The organism is Psychrobacter immobilis, assembly GCF_003148585.1.
GTDB classification, from domain to species: Bacteria; Pseudomonadota; Gammaproteobacteria; order Pseudomonadales; family Moraxellaceae; genus Psychrobacter; species Psychrobacter immobilis.
Window position 1 is genome coordinate 14,094 of sequence record NZ_QGGM01000004.1, and the last position, 17,207, is coordinate 31,300.

A 17,207-nucleotide genomic window follows, 5' to 3' on the forward strand; every position below is an offset into this window, starting at 1 on the left:
CAGTACCTCAAAAGAGATGCTGCCTTTTTTATAATATTTGACTGCTAAGCTAAAAAACTAACCCCGCACATTCACCACATAACGCCCAACCACCTTGCTCGACATAAAGCGATCCAAGTATTCTGGCGTTTGCTCTAGCGAAATCTCTTCGCCATAGCTCTCAAGATTAGGCAGTTTCATATCGGTGGCGACACGCTGCCAAATAGCTTCTTTGTCTGCCAGTGGAATATACACCGAATCGATACCCAATAATGACACCGCACGGGTGATAAAAGGTATCACCGACATCGAAAACTCAGCGCCGCTGGCTAAACCACAACTGGTCACTGCACCACCAGATTTAGTTTGCTTTAGCAGATTGGGTAAGTAGTCGCCGCCAATGGTATCAATGGCATTTGCCCACAGCTCACGACCGATAGGCTTGTTACCAATTTCATTGATGGTATCGCGATGACGCACTTCGCTCGCGCCCAATGCTTTCAAATGCTCGCTTTGCTCTGGCTTACCTGAGAAGGCAATCACCTCATAACCCAGCTGACTCAAAATAGCGATACTGATCGTACCGACGCCGCCTGTTGCACCAGTTACCGCGACTGGACCATCACTGGGTTTTGCACCCATTTTTTCTAGTTTTTGGATACTGAGTGCTGCGGTTAAGCCGCCCGTACCGTAAGTCATTGCTTCTTTTAACGTCAGCGTTTTTGGGCAGGGCAATGCCCAATCGGCAGGTATAGAGATCATCTGACCCAGACCGCCATCTGTATCCATGCCGAGATCATAGCCAAATACCAATACTTCTTGCCCTGCGGTAAACGTGTCTGATTTGTCGTTGACAACAACGCCTGCTGCATCAATACCAGGGGTATGCGGATATTGTCTGGTGATTCTTTTATTACCTGATGCCGACATGGCATCTTTGAAATTTAACGAGGAATAATGCACTTCTATCAACAAGTCATTTTCTGGCAAGTCACTGACGTTGCGTTCTTGAATACTTTTGCTAAAGGTGCCGTCGGTATTTTCTTCGACGACTAAGGCTTTAAAGGTTTTATTATTAGACATCATATTATTCCTAGTGAGGTTGTTTGGTGTGTGTCTTCATTTGCAAGTACATAGGTGTATGTAAGGCAATAATTTATGCTTTTAACAACACCTTACCATTCTTACTTGCCTGCAATTTGCCATCGACGGCCTTGACGATATCTGCCAAATCAAACGTCGCTTCAACGGGCAGTTTTAAATTGCCATCGTTAGCACGTTCGATTAGCTCATCAATCAATCGCTGTTTGTTTTCAACGCTCATTTCTTGACTAATTTTGCTGCCCCAAAAGCCTTTGATCGTCGCTTGTTTAAAAATAATATGGGTTGGATCTAGTACCATTGGTTTGCCTGACATGATGCCAAACGATGCCAATGTGCCCCCATGACCCAGTAACGCCAGCAGATCATTACTTGAGTCACCACCGATAGAATCAACCGCGGCACTGATTTTCTCATCACCAAGGATGTCTTTTACTTGGTCTTTCCAGTCGTCATCTGAGGTGTTGATATTATGCTTGATACCCAGTGCTTCTAATTCCTTGATAGCATCGCCACTTCTCACGACATTAAGGGTGTTAATACCACGCGCGGCGGCTAGCATGGCGAGCGATTTCCCTACCGCGCCATTGGCAGCATTATGGATCACCCACTGACCGCTTGTTAGTTCTAAAAACTCAATCAGCATCAGCGCGCTGAGTGGCATCGCAATGAGCTGCGCCGCCATTTCGTCCTCTAAGCTATCAGGCATGACGAATACCATGTCTTTTGAGGCGACAAAATACTCTGCCCATGTCGCTTGTACGCTAGCTGCCGCCACGCGCTGACCCACTTTTAAGTCTTTGACATCCTGACCGACGGCATCGATAATGCCGACCGCTTCGCTACCACCAACCGCTGGCAGCTCAGGTTTAAAGCCATATTGACCTCGAATGGTTAATAAATCATGGTTGTGGATAGAGGCGAGTACCATTTTGACTCGGACTTCATTGGCTTTTGGTTCAGGAATAGGCGTGTCACCTAAACTGAGGACGTCAGATGGTTTACCGAAGGTACTATAAGTTGCGCTACGCATAATCATTGCCTTTATTTATTTTTAGGTTGTGAGCAACAGTAACAAGTTTGTCTCAGTACCCTCAATGTTACTTTAGTTAAGGAATGTTATGCGTTGCACGTATCGCGTATAGTAAAGCATAAGTAGTAATGCATAATAAGTCACAGCGTGAACGTCTACTGAGAGGCTTTATCCTCTTGGCTCATGTCGCCGACGATGACTGTAAAATCACTGTCTACCATATTCGTGAGTAATGGCTCGCCTTTGTCATTGACGCGAAACAGACCATATTCAGCCTCTTCAAACGCCTCAGCATGACCTTCTTGAAAGAAGAACGCATTGGTCGCCAATTGCACACTGCCGTTACGAATACGGTAATAAATGGGCAGCTCACTTTTAGTTAACTCTTCACGACTATTACTATCAGCTAAGCGGACAAAATGCCCCACATTATTATCATCGATTTTCACAATGACATAACCGTCGCTTGGCTCATAAATACGAAAATCTGTATCAAGCTCGTCTAATTCTACATCTAGTTCTGAGCCTAATTCGTCTTGTGTTGAATGAGGGTGCTTTGGTCGCATGGCATCAAAAATATCGCGCTCTAGCGCATAGCTTAACGTCATATAATCGCCTTGCATAAAACCACGTGGATCAACGGGTGCAAGTGCTAATAATACCGTTTTTCCAGTGGTGAGATGGGTTTCGTATTTGATGATATTCATCGTCATTACGACCAATATCAAGGCTAACCCAAGTAGGGCAATCGTAATCGTAACGGCTCGTTTTTTTAGCCAATGCGTGGATGGTGACGTGTCATCAATCAAGCGCTTAGTCAAAATTTTATTTTTCATGAGTGGCGCTCCTGACGATCGTTGGCGCTCATTGTCAAATCAGTATCGTTGATAAGGGAGTTAGCGAAATAGCGTTTAATCAATAGCCAACGCCCCATCAGCATGGTCAGTCCGACGATTAGCATTGAGAGAGATTTGATTAGCAACGAAGTATCGAGCTGATAGTAATACCAAAATATATAGCTGACCAAGGCGGTGATACCCAAACCTAATAGCACTCGTTGGCTATTGGCGATCGCAATGACGATGATAAGGCTGGTCGCGAGCAGTCCTGAGACGTAAATCGATATTATCCCAAGCAATGCAATCGCACCACCAATGAAGAGTCCCGCTGCCGATAGTAATTTAACGTCGTAACGTTTTAGAATCAGATAAGCGGCATAAAGGCTGGTAAGTGTAAGCAGTACTTGCGCGAAATAGTAATTGTAGCGAAAAGTGTCGCCATAATAAGAGGCAAGACTATGGCTATGTTCAGCGGCGATAAAGTACACAGAAACGCACAACAGCATCAGCGCGCTGGCGTAACCAATGGCTTTAATAATATCGAAAACATCCGCGCGCCATTTACTAGGTATACGCTGCAATAGAGAATAACGTGATAAGTTGCTGCCAGTCGTAATCAGCGCCAATAATCCCAAGCTAACCTCAGGTAGATGATAATAGTTAAGCAGATAAACCGTCAAACCTAGCGTCATTATGCTGCCCAATAGGCGATAGATACGGTTGGGCATAATGACCGTCATAACGGCTTGCACGATTAAAAAAAGCCAAACATCTATAGGATGTGACAAATTATTATCAAATAAAGCAAAGGCAATGTAGGCTTGCCCAGCCGAGCTAATAGCCAATGCTAGGCTACTGATAAAGGTATTATCACGGCTTTGCTTGTTTCTAAACAGCACAAAACCTGCCGCGCTGAGTACTAGACCTGTAATTAACAAGGCAATCACGCTGTCAAAGCCATCGATGCCGAACAATAATAAAGACAGAAAGGCGATTAGAAACAGACTCGCTACAATACCGCTAAGACCAAAAAGTATTTGTATAAACCAAGGAATATCGTTTTGAGAGTGATTATTCGCTATCGTTGCCTTAGCGCTGGTCTCACCAGTACGGGCATCAATCACATTTCCATCAATCAATCCAAGCTGTTGCAGCTGTAAAAGGACATTGTCCGAGTATTGATTATTCATATCATTACTCATGATTGCCTCCTTTGACGACAGCACTGGGTATATTGTTTTCGCTGTTTAAACGTGCCGCATGACGCAGCCAAACGACCGCCGCTGAACTCATGCCAATCAATAATAGGGCTAAGATGAGAAAACCACCCATATCAAAATTGTCTAAAAACAACTTACCCGCCCAAAACATCACCACGACAATGATAGAGCCACATAAATAGGTCAGCATTAATAGATTGATGCGATACCAATAAAATCGCCAAACCATAAATCCGCACCAGCTCATCCATAGCAATAAAGTGATTAGCATCATTACAATATTGGCGTCATCAAAGACATAAAGAATGGCAAGGTAGGTAATAAAATAGCTGTTGAGTAAACCGACGACATAAGCGCTCCAATCCAGCTCAGATTTAAATCGGCTGCGTGTGACTGATGGTGGTTGACGGTCGATAAACACGAGCCACAAGTTTAGCGCCACAAAATTAACAGCGGCAAGCACGCCTATTTGTAAGACACCTTCATAAAAATAACTAACAAAGGCAAAGTCCATAACGCCGAAATATAAGATGAGTCCAGTATTGACGAGCCCAAGCCATAATAACCATAGCGCAGGGAAGCGGGCGATGATTACCCAAGGAATAATCAATACGGCCCAGCCAAAAAACAGCTGCCACGTATCAGCACCCGTTTGATAAACCTGCCCAAATAGCGCCAATAAGCTACCCGTAATCACGCTGGCAATGAGCAATAATAACTGCCGAACCAGCTGAAATTTCTGTCTAAAAGACAGTGCAACGTAAAGGGCAACCGTGATAACCAAGGCCCCTTCGACCAAAGCGAACTTGCCCATTTTGCCCATATTTATCCAGTTATAGGCAATAAAAAACACCAGCGATAATACCAGCGCTATCGCCCCGATAATCAGCATGGCTTTATCAAAAAAGACCAGCCATGAGCGTTTGCTAGGATAGACTTGCAAATGAATCGCTGCATCGTTGGCATGCGTCAATGGCAGTATGCCTTGCTTGAGTAAATGCTCGATAGTACGCCGTGGTTGGCTCATAGCGTCCTCTAAATAAAAAGATGATGTTGCTTATCTTAGCTTTTTTGTGAGAGGTGGGTGTACTAAAGTTTATAGTTTTTTACTCAATAAAACTCAATACGACTGAGCAAATGCTCTTGGATGAGATAGGCGCAAATATAAGCGCTCGGCCACGCGACTACAAAATCAAAATTTCATCAAGAGATCAGCGTTATTAGTTTTATAAAAAGGAATTAATAGTGATATTGGTAGGTATTCATTCTAAATTTAGTGATTTTTATCATGATCTTACTCAGCTTTTACAAAAATAAGTAATTGCAAAAATCAAAAAATTGCACGATTTTAAGTAGCGAATAAATCTGATTTTGAGTGTCGAAAATATAACACTATTATTCATCAGCATCGGCTTAAAAAATCTATCAAATGATTAGTTATTAACAATAGTCTTATAAATAAAATTCATCATATCTACTAGGGTTTTATTGCTTGATAGCATTGATTTCATTAACTTGACAGTGATAATTAGTGATTTAGAAACGGAGGTTAGTAGTAATAAGACAGGTTTCGAATGAACGGTAGTATATTGCTGATGAAAGGTAATAAATAGCTATAAAAGTTACTCAATTAATAGTAGTTACATCTAAGTTTTGGTCGTCGAAACTGCTTTGACTGCAACCTTATTTTGCTTGTTAGTATCGGGGAGGAATTAAAACTTATTGACATTTGTATCGTTTTTAATTACTAATAGTTGTCTACAATATGACCAATAGTTAGTTAAAATATTGTTAATAAACATAGTCAATATACGGATATATTAACTCGAATCACTACTATTTAGTTGATCCGCCTAGCCACTGACCAGCAAGGATAGCTATTATATGATGCGCACTCCTAATCACTTTTTGTCCTCTATATTTTTGCCTACCTCTCTTGCGCTCGCCATGTCTATGACTGGCTGTAGTAGCGATAAGTCTGGCACTGACAGCCAAGCAGCTGCCGTTGATCCTAATGTACTGGCTGATACTCAAGCGCTCGTCGTCAATAATGGTACTGAACCTGAATCACTTGATCCACACAAAGTATCGGGTGTACCAGAATCTACCCTTGGCCGCCAGATGTTAGAAGGTTTGACCAATACGGATGCCGAAGGTAAGACCATTCCAGCAATGGCAACCAGTTGGGAAAGCGAAGACAATAAAGTATGGACCTTTAAGCTGCGCGATGCTAAATGGTCAAATGATGATCCAGTAACGGCAGAGGATTTTGTCTACAGTATGCGCCGCTTGGTCGATCCAAATACTGCGTCGCCGTATTCAAGCTATTTGGTCGATGCCAAAGTAGTCGGCGCTGATAAAATCGTTGATGGTAAGGCTGGCATTGAAACCCTTGGCGTAAAGGCTATCGATGATAAAACTTTGCAAATTACGTTATCAGAGCCCGTGCCTTATTTCCCAGATATGTTGATTCATAATTCAGTCAAGCCCGTTCATAAAAAGACCGTTGAAGCCTTTGGTGATAAGTGGACAGCTCCTGAGAACATCGTGGTTAACGGTCCTTACAAGCCTACCCAGTGGCAAATTAACGACAAAATCGTTTTAACGCGCAACGCTTCTTATTATGACGATGCCAATACGACTATCGATACCGTCACTTTCCTGCCGATTCCTTCTAGTACGACTGACGTCGCACGCTATCAGGCGGGTGAAATCGATGTGACCTACAATGAGATTCCAACCGAGCAGTTCGCTTCGCTTAAAGAGCAAGTGGGCGATCAGCTAACCGTATCTCCTTATCTTTGTACTTATTATTACGAGTTTAATACGGTCAAGCCACCGTTCAACGATCCCAACGTACGCCGCGCTTTAGCCTTAGCTTTGGACCGCGACACCATTGCGGATAAAGTTATCGGTCAAGGACAGACGGCCGCTTATCAGTTGACACCCCCTGCCACCAATGGCGATATTGCAAATAGTCCAGAATGGTCGACTTGGGATCAAGAAAAGCGGGTTACTGAGGCCAAAAAACTGCTCACTGAAGCAGGCTATAGCGATAGCAATCCGCTGACTTTTGAGCTGCTATACAACACCAATGACAATCATAAAAAGACTGCGGTCGCAGCTACTTCATTATGGAAGCAAGCGCTCGGCTTCGTCGATGTGACTTTGACCAATAAAGAATGGAAAACTTATTTAGATACCCGCCGTAATGGTAATTATCAAATCGCGCGTGCTGGCTGGTGTGGTGATTATAACGAAGCGTCAGCTTTCTTAAATATTGCTAAATCTGACAATAGTGGCAACTACGGTAAATACAATAACGCTAATTTTGACAGTTTAATGGCGCAAACGCTGAAAGCTGGCGTTAGCCCTGAGCAGCGTGCCAATCTATACAAGCAAGCTGAAGCTCAGCTCGATCAAGATATGGGTTTACTTAACATTTATCATTACGTCAGCCCGCGTCTAGTAAAACCTTATGTCATTGGGTTTCCAACTAAGGATATATTAGACAATTGGCAGGTAAAAAATCTCTCAATTGCTAAGCACTAATCGTTTGACTGATCGCTGAATAATTCTATCGATTGAATGTCTGAGGGCGGTAAAAGCAGCTGGTTTCATTTATCGCTCTTATCAAGTAACGCTGATAGCGTCATTAGTTTCATTTTTCACAGCCACTCTTATTAGGCGTGTTAAATGAAACTTTTGTTATTTATAAACGACGATTATCGATCGTTTATTTAAAACCAAGTCATTGAATATTGCTAGTTGAGTGATAACTGGGCGTTAGGTTTGTGCTAGTTATCTCATTTTAATTTAGCTGAAAAATAAGCATCATTATAAAAGAGGCATTATGCTAAAACTGATTTTTCGGCGTATCTTAGAGGCCATTCCGACCTTATTTGTATTGATCACGGTCTCCTTTTTTATGATGCGTTTGGCGCCAGGCAGTCCGTTTACGGGTGAGCGTAGCTTGCCACCTGCGGTACTGGCAAATATCGAGGCCAAATACAATCTTAACGATCCTATGTGGCTACAGTATGTTAATTATCTAAAGCAGCTAGCGGTAGGCGACTTTGGACCGTCTTTTAAGTATAAAGATTATACGGTTAACGAGCTATTGTCGCAGTCGTTTCCTGTCTCTATGGAGTTGGGTCTGTACGCTTTTATATTGGCATTGGTCTTAGGACTTATCTTCGGTGTTATCGCAGCCCTTAAGCAAAACTCATGGATAGACTACGTACTGATGGCCTTTGCTATGACAGGCGTTGTGATTCCAAGCTTCGTTAAAGCGCCATTATTAGTGCTGATTTTTGCCATTATTTTGCAATGGCTACCAGCTGGTGGCTGGAATGACGGGGCACTCAAAAACCTTGTATTACCAGTCGCCGCTTTAGCGCTCGCTTATGTTGCGAGTATTGCTCGTATCATGCGCGGCTCGATGATCGAGGTGATGAATAGCCAGTATATCCGAACGGCTAAGGCGAAAGGTTTGCCGATGCACCAAATAGTGATGAGGCATGCGCTGAGACCCGCACTACTACCCGTTATCTCTTATTTGGGCCCAGCCTTTGTCGGTATTATTACAGGCTCTATTGTGATTGAGACTATCTTTGGTTTACCTGGTATCGGACAGTTATTCATTAACGGCGCACTCAATCGTGATTATGGGGTAGTGCTTAGTTTGACCATTTTAGTCGGGGTATTGACCATTGCCTTTAATGCTATCGTCGATATTTTATACGCGGTAATTGATCCAAAGATTCAGTATTAAGGCGACCATTTAAGCGCATTATCATTCCAATACGGTTTGATAGGTATCATTCATTATTATTATGCTAAATAGATTATTAAAAGGACGACTATGAGCCTTACCGCAGACCAGACAACTGACCTAGCAGAAATAGGGGCTCAGGAAATCAAAGGCCGCAGCCTTTTGCAAGATGCTAAGCGCCGTTTTTATCGCAACAAGGCCGCCGTAGCCAGTCTTTTTATCTTGCTACTCGTGGCTGCTTTCGTCATCTTTGTACCGATGTTAGCACCTTTTGGTTATGCCGAAACCGACTGGAACTTTATGCAGTCCGCGCCAGCCATCGATAATAAGCACTACTTCGGTACTGATTCACTCGGTCGTGATTTGTTAGTGCGAACCGCAGTAGGTGGTCGTATCTCCTTGATGGTAGGCGTCGCCGGCGCTACGGTTGCAGTGATTTTCGGTACGATATACGGTGCAACGTCAGGCTATCTTGGTGGCAAAGTCGATACCGTGATGATGCGTGTATTAGAGATTTTAAGCGCCTTCCCCTTTATGTTTTTTGTGATTTTATTAGTCACTATCTTTGGTCGTAACCTTATCTTAATCTTTGTGGCGATTGGACTGGTATCGTGGCTGGATGTTGCGCGTATCGTTCGCGGGCAAACGCTAAGCCTGAAGAGTAAAGAGTTTATCGAAGCTGCGCACGTAGGCGGCGTATCAGGCTTTAATATTATCTTACGCCACATCGTGCCCAATGTACTCGGGGTGGTGGTGGTTTATGCCTCTTTATTAGTGCCAACGATGATTTTGTTTGAGTCATTTTTAAGCTTTTTGGGACTTGGTGTTCAAGAGCCGATGACCAGTTGGGGGGCGCTGTTGCAAGAAGGCTCAAAAACCATGCAGGTAGCACCTTGGCAGATTCTGATTCCTTCAGCTTTTTTGGTCATTACTTTATTTTGCTTTAACTTTATTGGCGACGGTCTGCGTGATGCGTTTGACCCTAAAGACCGCTAAGAGGGTGACATCATGAAAAACCAAAGCATGAAGGATAAAAGCATGGAGGGTAAAAGTATGGAAGATAGAAACATAGCCACTCAAAAGATTCATAACGCCGCCAACGCGCCTAGTGCTCCTGAGAAAATAGAGTCTACTACCTTTAAGATGGGTACTGGTTCAGCGCTCGATAAGCCACCTAACGCAGAAAACACCTTGTTAGCAGTCAAAGATTTATCGGTACAGTTCACGACCGAAGAGGGTCTGGTAACGGCAGTTAATGGCTTAAATTTTAACCTACATGAAGGCGAAACCTTAGGTATTGTTGGTGAGTCCGGTTCAGGTAAGTCGCAGACAGCGTTTGCTATTATGGGGCTACTGGCAAATAACGGTTATGCCAAAGGTTCGGTACGCTTTGAGAGTAATGAGCTACTAGGATTGTCACAAAAAGCACTAAATAAAATTCGCGCCGAGCAGATCGCGATGATCTTTCAAGATCCGATGACCTCATTAAATCCTTATATGAAGATAGGCGACCAGCTCGCTGAAGTATTGATTTTACATAAAGGCATGAGTAAAAAAGACGCTTGGGCCGAATCCATACGAATGCTAGACGCGGTTAAGATTCCAGAAGCCAAAAACCGTATTGGCATGTATCCGCATGAGTTCTCTGGTGGTATGCGTCAGCGGGTCATGATTGCGATGGCATTATTATGTCGCCCTAAGCTGTTGATTGCTGATGAGCCGACCACCGCGCTCGACGTTACTGTTCAGGCACAGATTATGGTTCTATTAAACGAGCTAAAACGCGACTTTGGCACAACCATTATTATGATTACCCATGATTTGGGGGTTGTGGCGGGTATCTGTGATCGAGTACTAGTGATGTATGCTGGGCGTACCATGGCGTATGGAGAGACTGAAGAGATTTTTTATGCCCCAAGTCATCCATATACTATTGGATTACTAAAAGCGATTCCGCGTTTAAATAACGATATGGGCAAGCTTGAAACCATTCCAGGTAGTCCACCAAATTTATTAGATTTGCCAGCAGGCTGCCCTTTTTATGAGCGTTGTTCTCATGCGATGGAGATCTGCTGTGATACACCGCCACCGCTGGAATTTCTACCGAACGAGCGTCAACGCGCTTGTCACTGGCACCCTGAAACACCCGTTGATCACTCACTAGATAGCTCAGCAGATATCGATGCCAATAATCAATCAGGGATGGAGGGCTAGCTCATGATGATACAGAATTTAGATAGCGCCAAAAGCAATAATCCAGCACCGTTATTGCAAGTAAAGGACATTCATACCACTTTTAATATCAAACAAAAAGGTACTTACTTTTGGCAGAAGCCTGTCACTCTAAAAGCAGTTAATGGGGTATCGTTTGAGCTATTTGCTGGTGAGACTTTAGGGGTGGTAGGCGAATCAGGCTGCGGCAAATCAACACTCGCTCGTACTATCATCGGATTGATACAAGCTGATTCTGGCAGTATCAAGTTTTGTGATGAAGAGATGGTGGGTGCGTCCAAAAAGACCATGAGATTAAAGCGAAAAGACATTCAAATGATCTTTCAAGATCCGCTGGCATCACTTAACCCGCGCATGACTGTAGGGGATATTATCGCCGAGCCTCTTCGTACTTATTATCCTGAAATGAAGAAGCCTGAGGTGCAAAACGAGGTACGCGCCATCATGAAAAAGGTGGGGTTACTGTCCAATCAAATTAACCGATATCCGCATGAGTTTTCAGGTGGTCAGTGCCAGCGAATAGGCATTGCTCGAGCACTGATATTAAAGCCCAAAATTATTATCTGTGATGAACCAGTATCCGCCCTTGATGTCTCGATTCAGGCGCAGGTCATTAATTTATTGCAAGATGTGCAAGAAGAGATGGGGTTAGCGCTTATCTTCATTGCCCATGATCTTTCTGTGATTAAGCACATTGCTGATCGAGTCTTGGTCATGTATTTAGGCAACGCCGCCGAGCTGGGTTTGAACAAAGCCGTATACGGCAATCCGACTCATCCCTATACCAAAGCACTGATGTCTGCTGTACCGCTACCTGACCCTATTGCTGAACGTAAAAAGGTCATTCAGTTATTAGAGGGTGATTTACCCAGTCCAATCAATCCGCCGTCAGGTTGCGTTTTTCGTACCCGTTGTCCACTAGCTGATGAAGAATGCGCACAGATTAAACCCGTGTTAGAAGGCACCATAAATCACCGAGTGGCTTGTTTAAAGAATAAGGTCGAGGTGGCTTAAAAGTGGTTTTTGGTTTATGAATATTGACGGTATTAAAAGCAGGCGGACTTATTCAAATGCTCTTAATACAGTCTAATGTTTTTGCTCATTGGTTTTAAACGTCAGCAGTTAGTATCAATCAATCAGTTTCACCGATATCAATAGCCATTTCATTAAGTAATATTGTTAGCTGACCACGATGGTGGGCTTGGAGATTGACTTATTACGGGAGTAATTAGGAAGGTCATGAAAGCCTTTTATCCAGATCCAGTCACTTATCATAAGATGACTCAACATCCTTAATACCCAATCAAAAAACACCCTTTTATCTTCGCATAAAATACCTTCAGCAAGGCTGTGTATACAGCCACAGATTTCTTAATTCATAGCGGCATGATGATTTACCATCAGCTCACAGCAATGCTTTCTCATGGCTTTCTCATACTTTAACTTCTAGCTGGTTCAATAAAACTCAATACGACTGAGCAAATGCTCTTGGATGAGATAGGCGCAAATATAAGCGCTCGGCCACGCGACTATAAAGGCATATTTCCATGAGTGAAACAGCGTGATAAAGAACCCATCGACGAATCCTACATTGATCAGCAGCAATGCAGTTGAGATAATCGTGGACATTAGCAATGCCATTAAAAAGGTGAAAATAAGCCGGTAGTACTTGCGCCGTGTGCGTATTCTAATGGTAGGGAATTTTGCCATAGTGTGGAGGTGTCCTACATGGTGATGGTGGCATTTGATGAACGATGAACGATGTTGCGTAGCGTCATGTGTCGTCATTACTAACCATGATATCGTATGTTGTTGAGTGGATAAAATCGTTATTATCAATGGTGGCATTCGTTATATTTTAATGACTGTTGTCTCATGCATCAAAATAAAAATTCCTGAAAAATAAAAAACTAAAGATGATTAATTTTGCTACGATAAAATCGATTACGACTCACAAATAAGGCAATAAAATGACCGTGCACAAGCAGCGAACATTGGGCATCATCGGTGGTATGAGTTGGGAGAGTACCGAGAGCTATTATCGGCTGATAAATGAGGGTGTCAAGGATAAGCTGGGTGGATTACATTCAGCAGATTTATTCATACATAGCGTAGACTTTGCGTTGATTAATAAGCACCAAGAGCAAGATGAATGGGCAGCGCTGGGTGTAATCATGGCCAGCAGTGCTCAGCGTTTGCAAGCCGCTGGCGTACAAGGGCTCTTGATTGCCTCTAATACAATGCATAAATTACTCGATGATGTGCAAGCCGCGACGCATTTACCCGTTATTCATATCGCTGATGCCACTATTGCCGCCATCAAAAAACAGAATCTGTCTAAAATTGCTTTACTGGGCACTCAGTTTACGATGACGGAAGATTTTTATAGGCAGCGTTTGGTGGATGCAGGGCTTCAAGTGTTGATACCAGAGAGTGATGCACGAGCAGAGGTACATCGAATTATCAAAAAAGAGCTGTGCGTCGGTCAATTTAAAGACAGCTCGCGCCAGTATTATCAGCAGGTAATTAAAGATTTAGCAGATCAAGGCGCAGAGGGCGTCATCTTAGGCTGTACAGAAATTGGACTGCTTATTAAACAAGCAGACAGCCCAATTCCCGTATTTGATACCACTTTGATTCATGCAGCGGCAGCGGTGGATTTTTTATTAGAGTAGCACGGACTGATAAAAATATTTAAGCCTATAACGTTTTGACCAAGCGCTCTAACAGCTCAATCGTGCGCTCTTGTCTGACCAAAGCGACGCCTTGTCCTGCCCATAAAGACTGATACTCCGGGTGAAGATTATTGGTTGCATGACCACGCAAAAATTTGGTCATCGCATTCAATTGTGGATAGGGCGGTAGCTCATGCGCGCTTTCAAAGCGAGCAAAATCACGCAAATAATCATTTAATAAACCACGAGCTTGTTTACCTGAAAACAGTCTCGTTAAGCGTGTCTCAGTACTGCGCTTATCTTCACTAGCGTCGAGTAGCGCTTGCTTATAAATGTCATTAATGCCGCATTTATCTGTGGTCAAAAACGCCGTTCCGATTTGCGCCAGCTCAGCGCCAGCCGTTTGTACCGCTTTGATATCTTGCCCAGTCATGATGCCACCTGCTGCAATTAACGGAATATCGGTACACGCGCGCGTTTGACTAATTAGCGTCAATAATCCCAATGGATCGTTTTCACTTTGCGCGAGCCAGCCACCGCGATGTCCACCCGCTTCGACCCCTTGTACACATACCGCATCAGCACCAATATCGCTCCATGCTTTCGCTTCTAATGGATGATTGGCAGTACCGATGACGCGCGTGCCTAGACCTTGCAGATGTTGAACTTGCTCGGCACTAATAATACCAAAGGTAAAGCTAGCGACAGGAACAGGATTGTCATAGAGCACTTGTAGCTGATCCGCGAAGCTTAGCGCTGGGCGCTCAGGTAGCGCAAACTCTATATTGTTTTCTTGATAGTAATGACTTAGCCAAGCAGGGATTTCGGTATCAAAGGTGCTCGACTCATGCTCAGACAATACCATTAAATTAATCATAAAAGGGCGATCGGTGAGCGATTTAATGGTGTCAATATGGCTATGCAAAACCTCTGGCGGCGTCATGCCCGATCCCAATGAACCCAGTCCACCAAAGTTACTCACCGTCGCTGCCAGCTCAGGGGTGGTTGCGCCTGCCATAGGTGCTTGAACGATAGCGTGGGTCAAATTAAGGGTATTCAGTAAGGTCATAACGGGCTTCCTTTGTCTGTTATTAGAATTTTTATCTCACTTACTTTAACAGAACAGGACAAAGAGTATGTTGGATAGTGTTTATTTAGTTGCTGAATAGGAAGGGTGAGTTTTGACTACGGCTTTGTAGTTAAGTGAATCAACTACATTTTTTGTCATACATATCTGAAAACGAATTTGAAAAATATCTAACTTTTACATCTAAAAGCTCTGAATCATCGTTTTCCCACTTAGGTAGCTTATTTCCAAGACTAATATATTCTTTGTATAGTCCATTTGTACTTGGTTGTATATTTGAAGGAGGTACCACAGCTCCTACCGAACCTTTATTTATACTAATATAACCATTTTTAGTCTTATAAGAAACAACATCGTAGCTGACCCAACCAGTATAAGAGTTATCTTTATCACTTCTAACCACTTCATTAGTAGTCATGTTTAGTGTGCGTAATGGATGTGATTTAGTTTGATTATAGTTTTGGTCGAGATATTTTTTGGCTTTATCATATACTTGTTTTTGTTCGTCCTTAGTATCGACAGTTTCCACAAGAAGTAGCCTTTGTAAGCGTTCTCTATCGTCGAAGGTTAAATATATATGTGAGATATCGATACTTGCAATCGACTCCATAGGCTCGCCATCATATATTGACCAATTAGGTAAAGTAGTAAAAGCATCACTCCCACAAAATAGTTTGAATGTATCAGTAGTCAGTTGACTATATTTTATTACATTAAGGCTATCTGCTTTACTACTATCAAACTCCAAATAGAAAGGCTTGTTATTTTCATTAGTAATATATCCATTGGTATTTGTAGAAAGCTCTGAACACCCTGTTAAAAGCATAGCGGGTAAAAGAAAACTAAGGAAAACGTTAGCTGATTTAATCTTCATTATAGATATGGCCAAAACCTAAGAAAATGGAATCTAAATATACTATAGCTCATATCACTTTACTACTTTCTACCCATCCATAAGCATAGGTTCTAGCTAAGGTCGGCAACTTGTATATACCTAATTAGTGAAGCTTATGAATTAGTGAATCTTATGAAATATTATTAAATTTTCAAAAAAAAGAGTCAGTCCCTAAAGCCGTGAAAAAGACAGCTAAGAGAACTAACTCAGTGTTAGAACTCTGAAAAAAACTTAATTCAACTGCAATGACCCTTTTGCATTCATCAACAGCTCAACCACATCATCACCACTGATCACTTCAAAGCGTTTGTCGATGGCAGATTCTTCCACGCCGTTGTGCTTCATACATGCGCCGCAGACCAGTACTTGACCGCCTTTTTCGATAAAGACTTCTAGCAATTCGCCCGCAGGTTCAAATGGTGCGCCAATATTGACCTTATCTAAAGCGTTGGGCAGTGCCAAATGTACCGCGTCCACCATCAATATCACTGAGGCAGAATGACCTTTTTTAAGTGCCACGCCAGCCATAGTAAATGCTAAGGTGATTTTGCTTGGATTTGATTCACTATTATCAAATAACGTACCGACATAATCCGTCGTGTTAGCCATATTATTCTCCTTATAAGACTGTTTTAATTAGATAGTATTTAGTTGAGCTGAGTATGATGCTCACTACTATCCTAACATTTAATATATGTATTTATATAATGTATTGTTAGGAAATAGTAGTTATAAGGTTAACTGATTGTGAATAGGTGTTTGTGACTTATGAATCACGTTAAAAAATAAATGCTAACTTTGCGGTGGCCACGGGCGATCAGCATCACTGACGATCCATTCTGCCACATAGCCACTCGGTGGCAACTGCCAATCTGCTTGCCCCAATGAGGCTAATACACGTGCTGTTTCTATCACCTTACCTTTTTCAGTCACGCCCGTCCGCAGTAGCGCAGAGGAGCAAGGTTTGCCTTTTACCCACATCGACTGCTCGATATATATCCAACGCTCATCAAAGCCGACGATATGCGTTTTCATGGTGACCTTATCAAAAGCGCGAATCCGCTTTCGATATTGGATGGTACTGCCAGCGACGACCAAGCCCCAACGCTGCTTGAGCAGTTGACGTCCAAGCCCGCTACGCACCGCGAAGTCAGTACGACCCATATCAAAAAGGGTAAGTACGCGACCATTATTCATCTCTAAGAAATTATCAATATCTGTCAGGCGACAGCGAAAGCTAATCTCACTCGTATCTTTAAACGTTAAGGTATTGCCTTTTTTGACTTGTAGCGCGGCGTGGGCGATGGTGCTGGCATAACGGATAAATGGATACATAGTGCAATCTCAAAAGAGTAAAAGGTAAAGTGAGTAT

16 protein-coding genes are annotated in these 17,207 nt (G+C 42.9%); 6 read left to right on the plus strand and 10 right to left on the minus strand.

Annotated elements, in window-relative coordinates; translation table 11 throughout:
• Positions 1-57 precede the first annotated feature (57 nt).
• From C8D84_RS04840 to C8D84_RS04860, 5 genes are all read right to left on the minus strand, one after another.
• Positions 58-1,062, minus strand: coding sequence for a YhdH/YhfP family quinone oxidoreductase (locus C8D84_RS04840; protein WP_109590495.1), 1,005 nt, complete (start codon positions 1,060-1,062; stop codon positions 58-60).
• Positions 1,063-1,135: 73 nt separating this feature from the next.
• On the minus strand, positions 1,136-2,113 hold the full coding sequence (locus C8D84_RS04845) for a zinc-binding dehydrogenase (RefSeq protein WP_109590497.1): 978 nt from the start codon (positions 2,111-2,113) through the stop codon (positions 1,136-1,138).
• Between the two features lie 155 nt (positions 2,114-2,268).
• Positions 2,269-2,949 carry a GDYXXLXY domain-containing protein gene (locus C8D84_RS04850; protein WP_109590499.1) on the minus strand — a complete coding sequence of 227 codons (681 nt, stop codon included), beginning with the start codon at positions 2,947-2,949 and terminating at the stop codon, positions 2,269-2,271.
• A complete protein-coding gene (locus C8D84_RS04855) occupies positions 2,946-4,154 on the minus strand; it encodes a DUF4401 domain-containing protein (RefSeq protein ID WP_109590501.1) in 1,209 nt (402 codons plus the stop codon). Before C8D84_RS04855 ends, C8D84_RS04850 begins: the two co-directional genes overlap by 4 nt.
• Complete coding sequence (locus C8D84_RS04860; RefSeq protein ID WP_109590503.1) at positions 4,147-5,199, minus strand: DUF2157 domain-containing protein; 1,053 nt, start codon at positions 5,197-5,199, stop codon at positions 4,147-4,149. The genes C8D84_RS04855 and C8D84_RS04860 overlap by 8 nt, the downstream gene beginning before the upstream one ends.
• An 857-nt stretch (positions 5,200-6,056) precedes the next feature.
• Between C8D84_RS04860 and C8D84_RS04870 the strand changes: the two genes are divergently transcribed.
• The 5 genes from C8D84_RS04870 to oppF all read left to right on the plus strand — a co-directional run bounded on the left by C8D84_RS04870 (position 6,057) and on the right by oppF (position 12,192).
• Positions 6,057-7,724 (plus strand): ABC transporter substrate-binding protein, encoded by a 1,668-nt coding sequence (locus C8D84_RS04870; protein ID WP_227675998.1) that lies wholly within the window; start codon positions 6,057-6,059, stop codon positions 7,722-7,724.
• Between the two features lie 301 nt (positions 7,725-8,025).
• On the plus strand, positions 8,026-8,946 hold the full coding sequence (gene oppB / locus C8D84_RS04875) for an oligopeptide ABC transporter permease OppB (RefSeq protein WP_109590505.1): 921 nt from the start codon (positions 8,026-8,028) through the stop codon (positions 8,944-8,946).
• Between the two features lie 90 nt (positions 8,947-9,036).
• Positions 9,037-9,942: an oligopeptide ABC transporter permease OppC gene (oppC, locus tag C8D84_RS04880; RefSeq protein WP_060490135.1), complete on the plus strand. Its 906-nt coding sequence runs from the start codon at positions 9,037-9,039 to the stop codon at positions 9,940-9,942.
• A gap of 12 nt (positions 9,943-9,954) precedes the next feature.
• On the plus strand, positions 9,955-11,160 hold the full coding sequence (oppD, locus tag C8D84_RS04885) for an oligopeptide ABC transporter ATP-binding protein OppD (protein ID WP_280513820.1): 1,206 nt from the start codon (positions 9,955-9,957) through the stop codon (positions 11,158-11,160).
• 3 nt (positions 11,161-11,163) lie between these two features.
• Positions 11,164-12,192 carry a murein tripeptide/oligopeptide ABC transporter ATP binding protein OppF gene (oppF, locus tag C8D84_RS04890; RefSeq protein ID WP_109590507.1) on the plus strand — a complete coding sequence of 343 codons (1,029 nt, stop codon included), beginning with the start codon at positions 11,164-11,166 and terminating at the stop codon, positions 12,190-12,192.
• A 441-nt stretch (positions 12,193-12,633) separates the two neighbouring features.
• Here oppF and C8D84_RS04895 read toward each other — a convergent pair whose 3' ends face one another.
• Entirely contained in the window at positions 12,634-12,888 is a 255-nt protein-coding gene (locus C8D84_RS04895; RefSeq protein WP_045442930.1) for a DUF2798 domain-containing protein, read from the minus strand.
• Between the two features lie 260 nt (positions 12,889-13,148).
• Between C8D84_RS04895 and C8D84_RS04900 the strand changes: the two genes are divergently transcribed.
• Positions 13,149-13,853 (plus strand): aspartate/glutamate racemase family protein, encoded by a 705-nt coding sequence (locus C8D84_RS04900; RefSeq protein WP_109590509.1) that lies wholly within the window; start codon positions 13,149-13,151, stop codon positions 13,851-13,853.
• 25 nt (positions 13,854-13,878) lie between these two features.
• Here C8D84_RS04900 and C8D84_RS04905 read toward each other — a convergent pair whose 3' ends face one another.
• The 4 genes from C8D84_RS04905 to C8D84_RS04920 form a co-directional block, all read right to left on the minus strand.
• A complete protein-coding gene (locus tag C8D84_RS04905) occupies positions 13,879-14,922 on the minus strand; it encodes an NAD(P)H-dependent flavin oxidoreductase (RefSeq protein ID WP_109590511.1) in 1,044 nt (347 codons plus the stop codon).
• A gap of 139 nt (positions 14,923-15,061) precedes the next feature.
• A complete protein-coding gene (locus C8D84_RS04910) occupies positions 15,062-15,814 on the minus strand; it encodes a hypothetical protein (RefSeq protein WP_109590513.1) in 753 nt (250 codons plus the stop codon).
• A 252-nt stretch (positions 15,815-16,066) separates the two neighbouring features.
• Positions 16,067-16,444, minus strand: a complete 378-nt coding sequence (locus C8D84_RS04915) for a DsrE family protein (protein WP_109590515.1) — start codon at positions 16,442-16,444, stop codon at positions 16,067-16,069.
• A gap of 183 nt (positions 16,445-16,627) precedes the next feature.
• Positions 16,628-17,170 (minus strand): acyl-CoA thioesterase, encoded by a 543-nt coding sequence (locus C8D84_RS04920; protein WP_060490140.1) that lies wholly within the window; start codon positions 17,168-17,170, stop codon positions 16,628-16,630.
• Between the last annotated feature and the right edge of the window lie 37 nt (positions 17,171-17,207).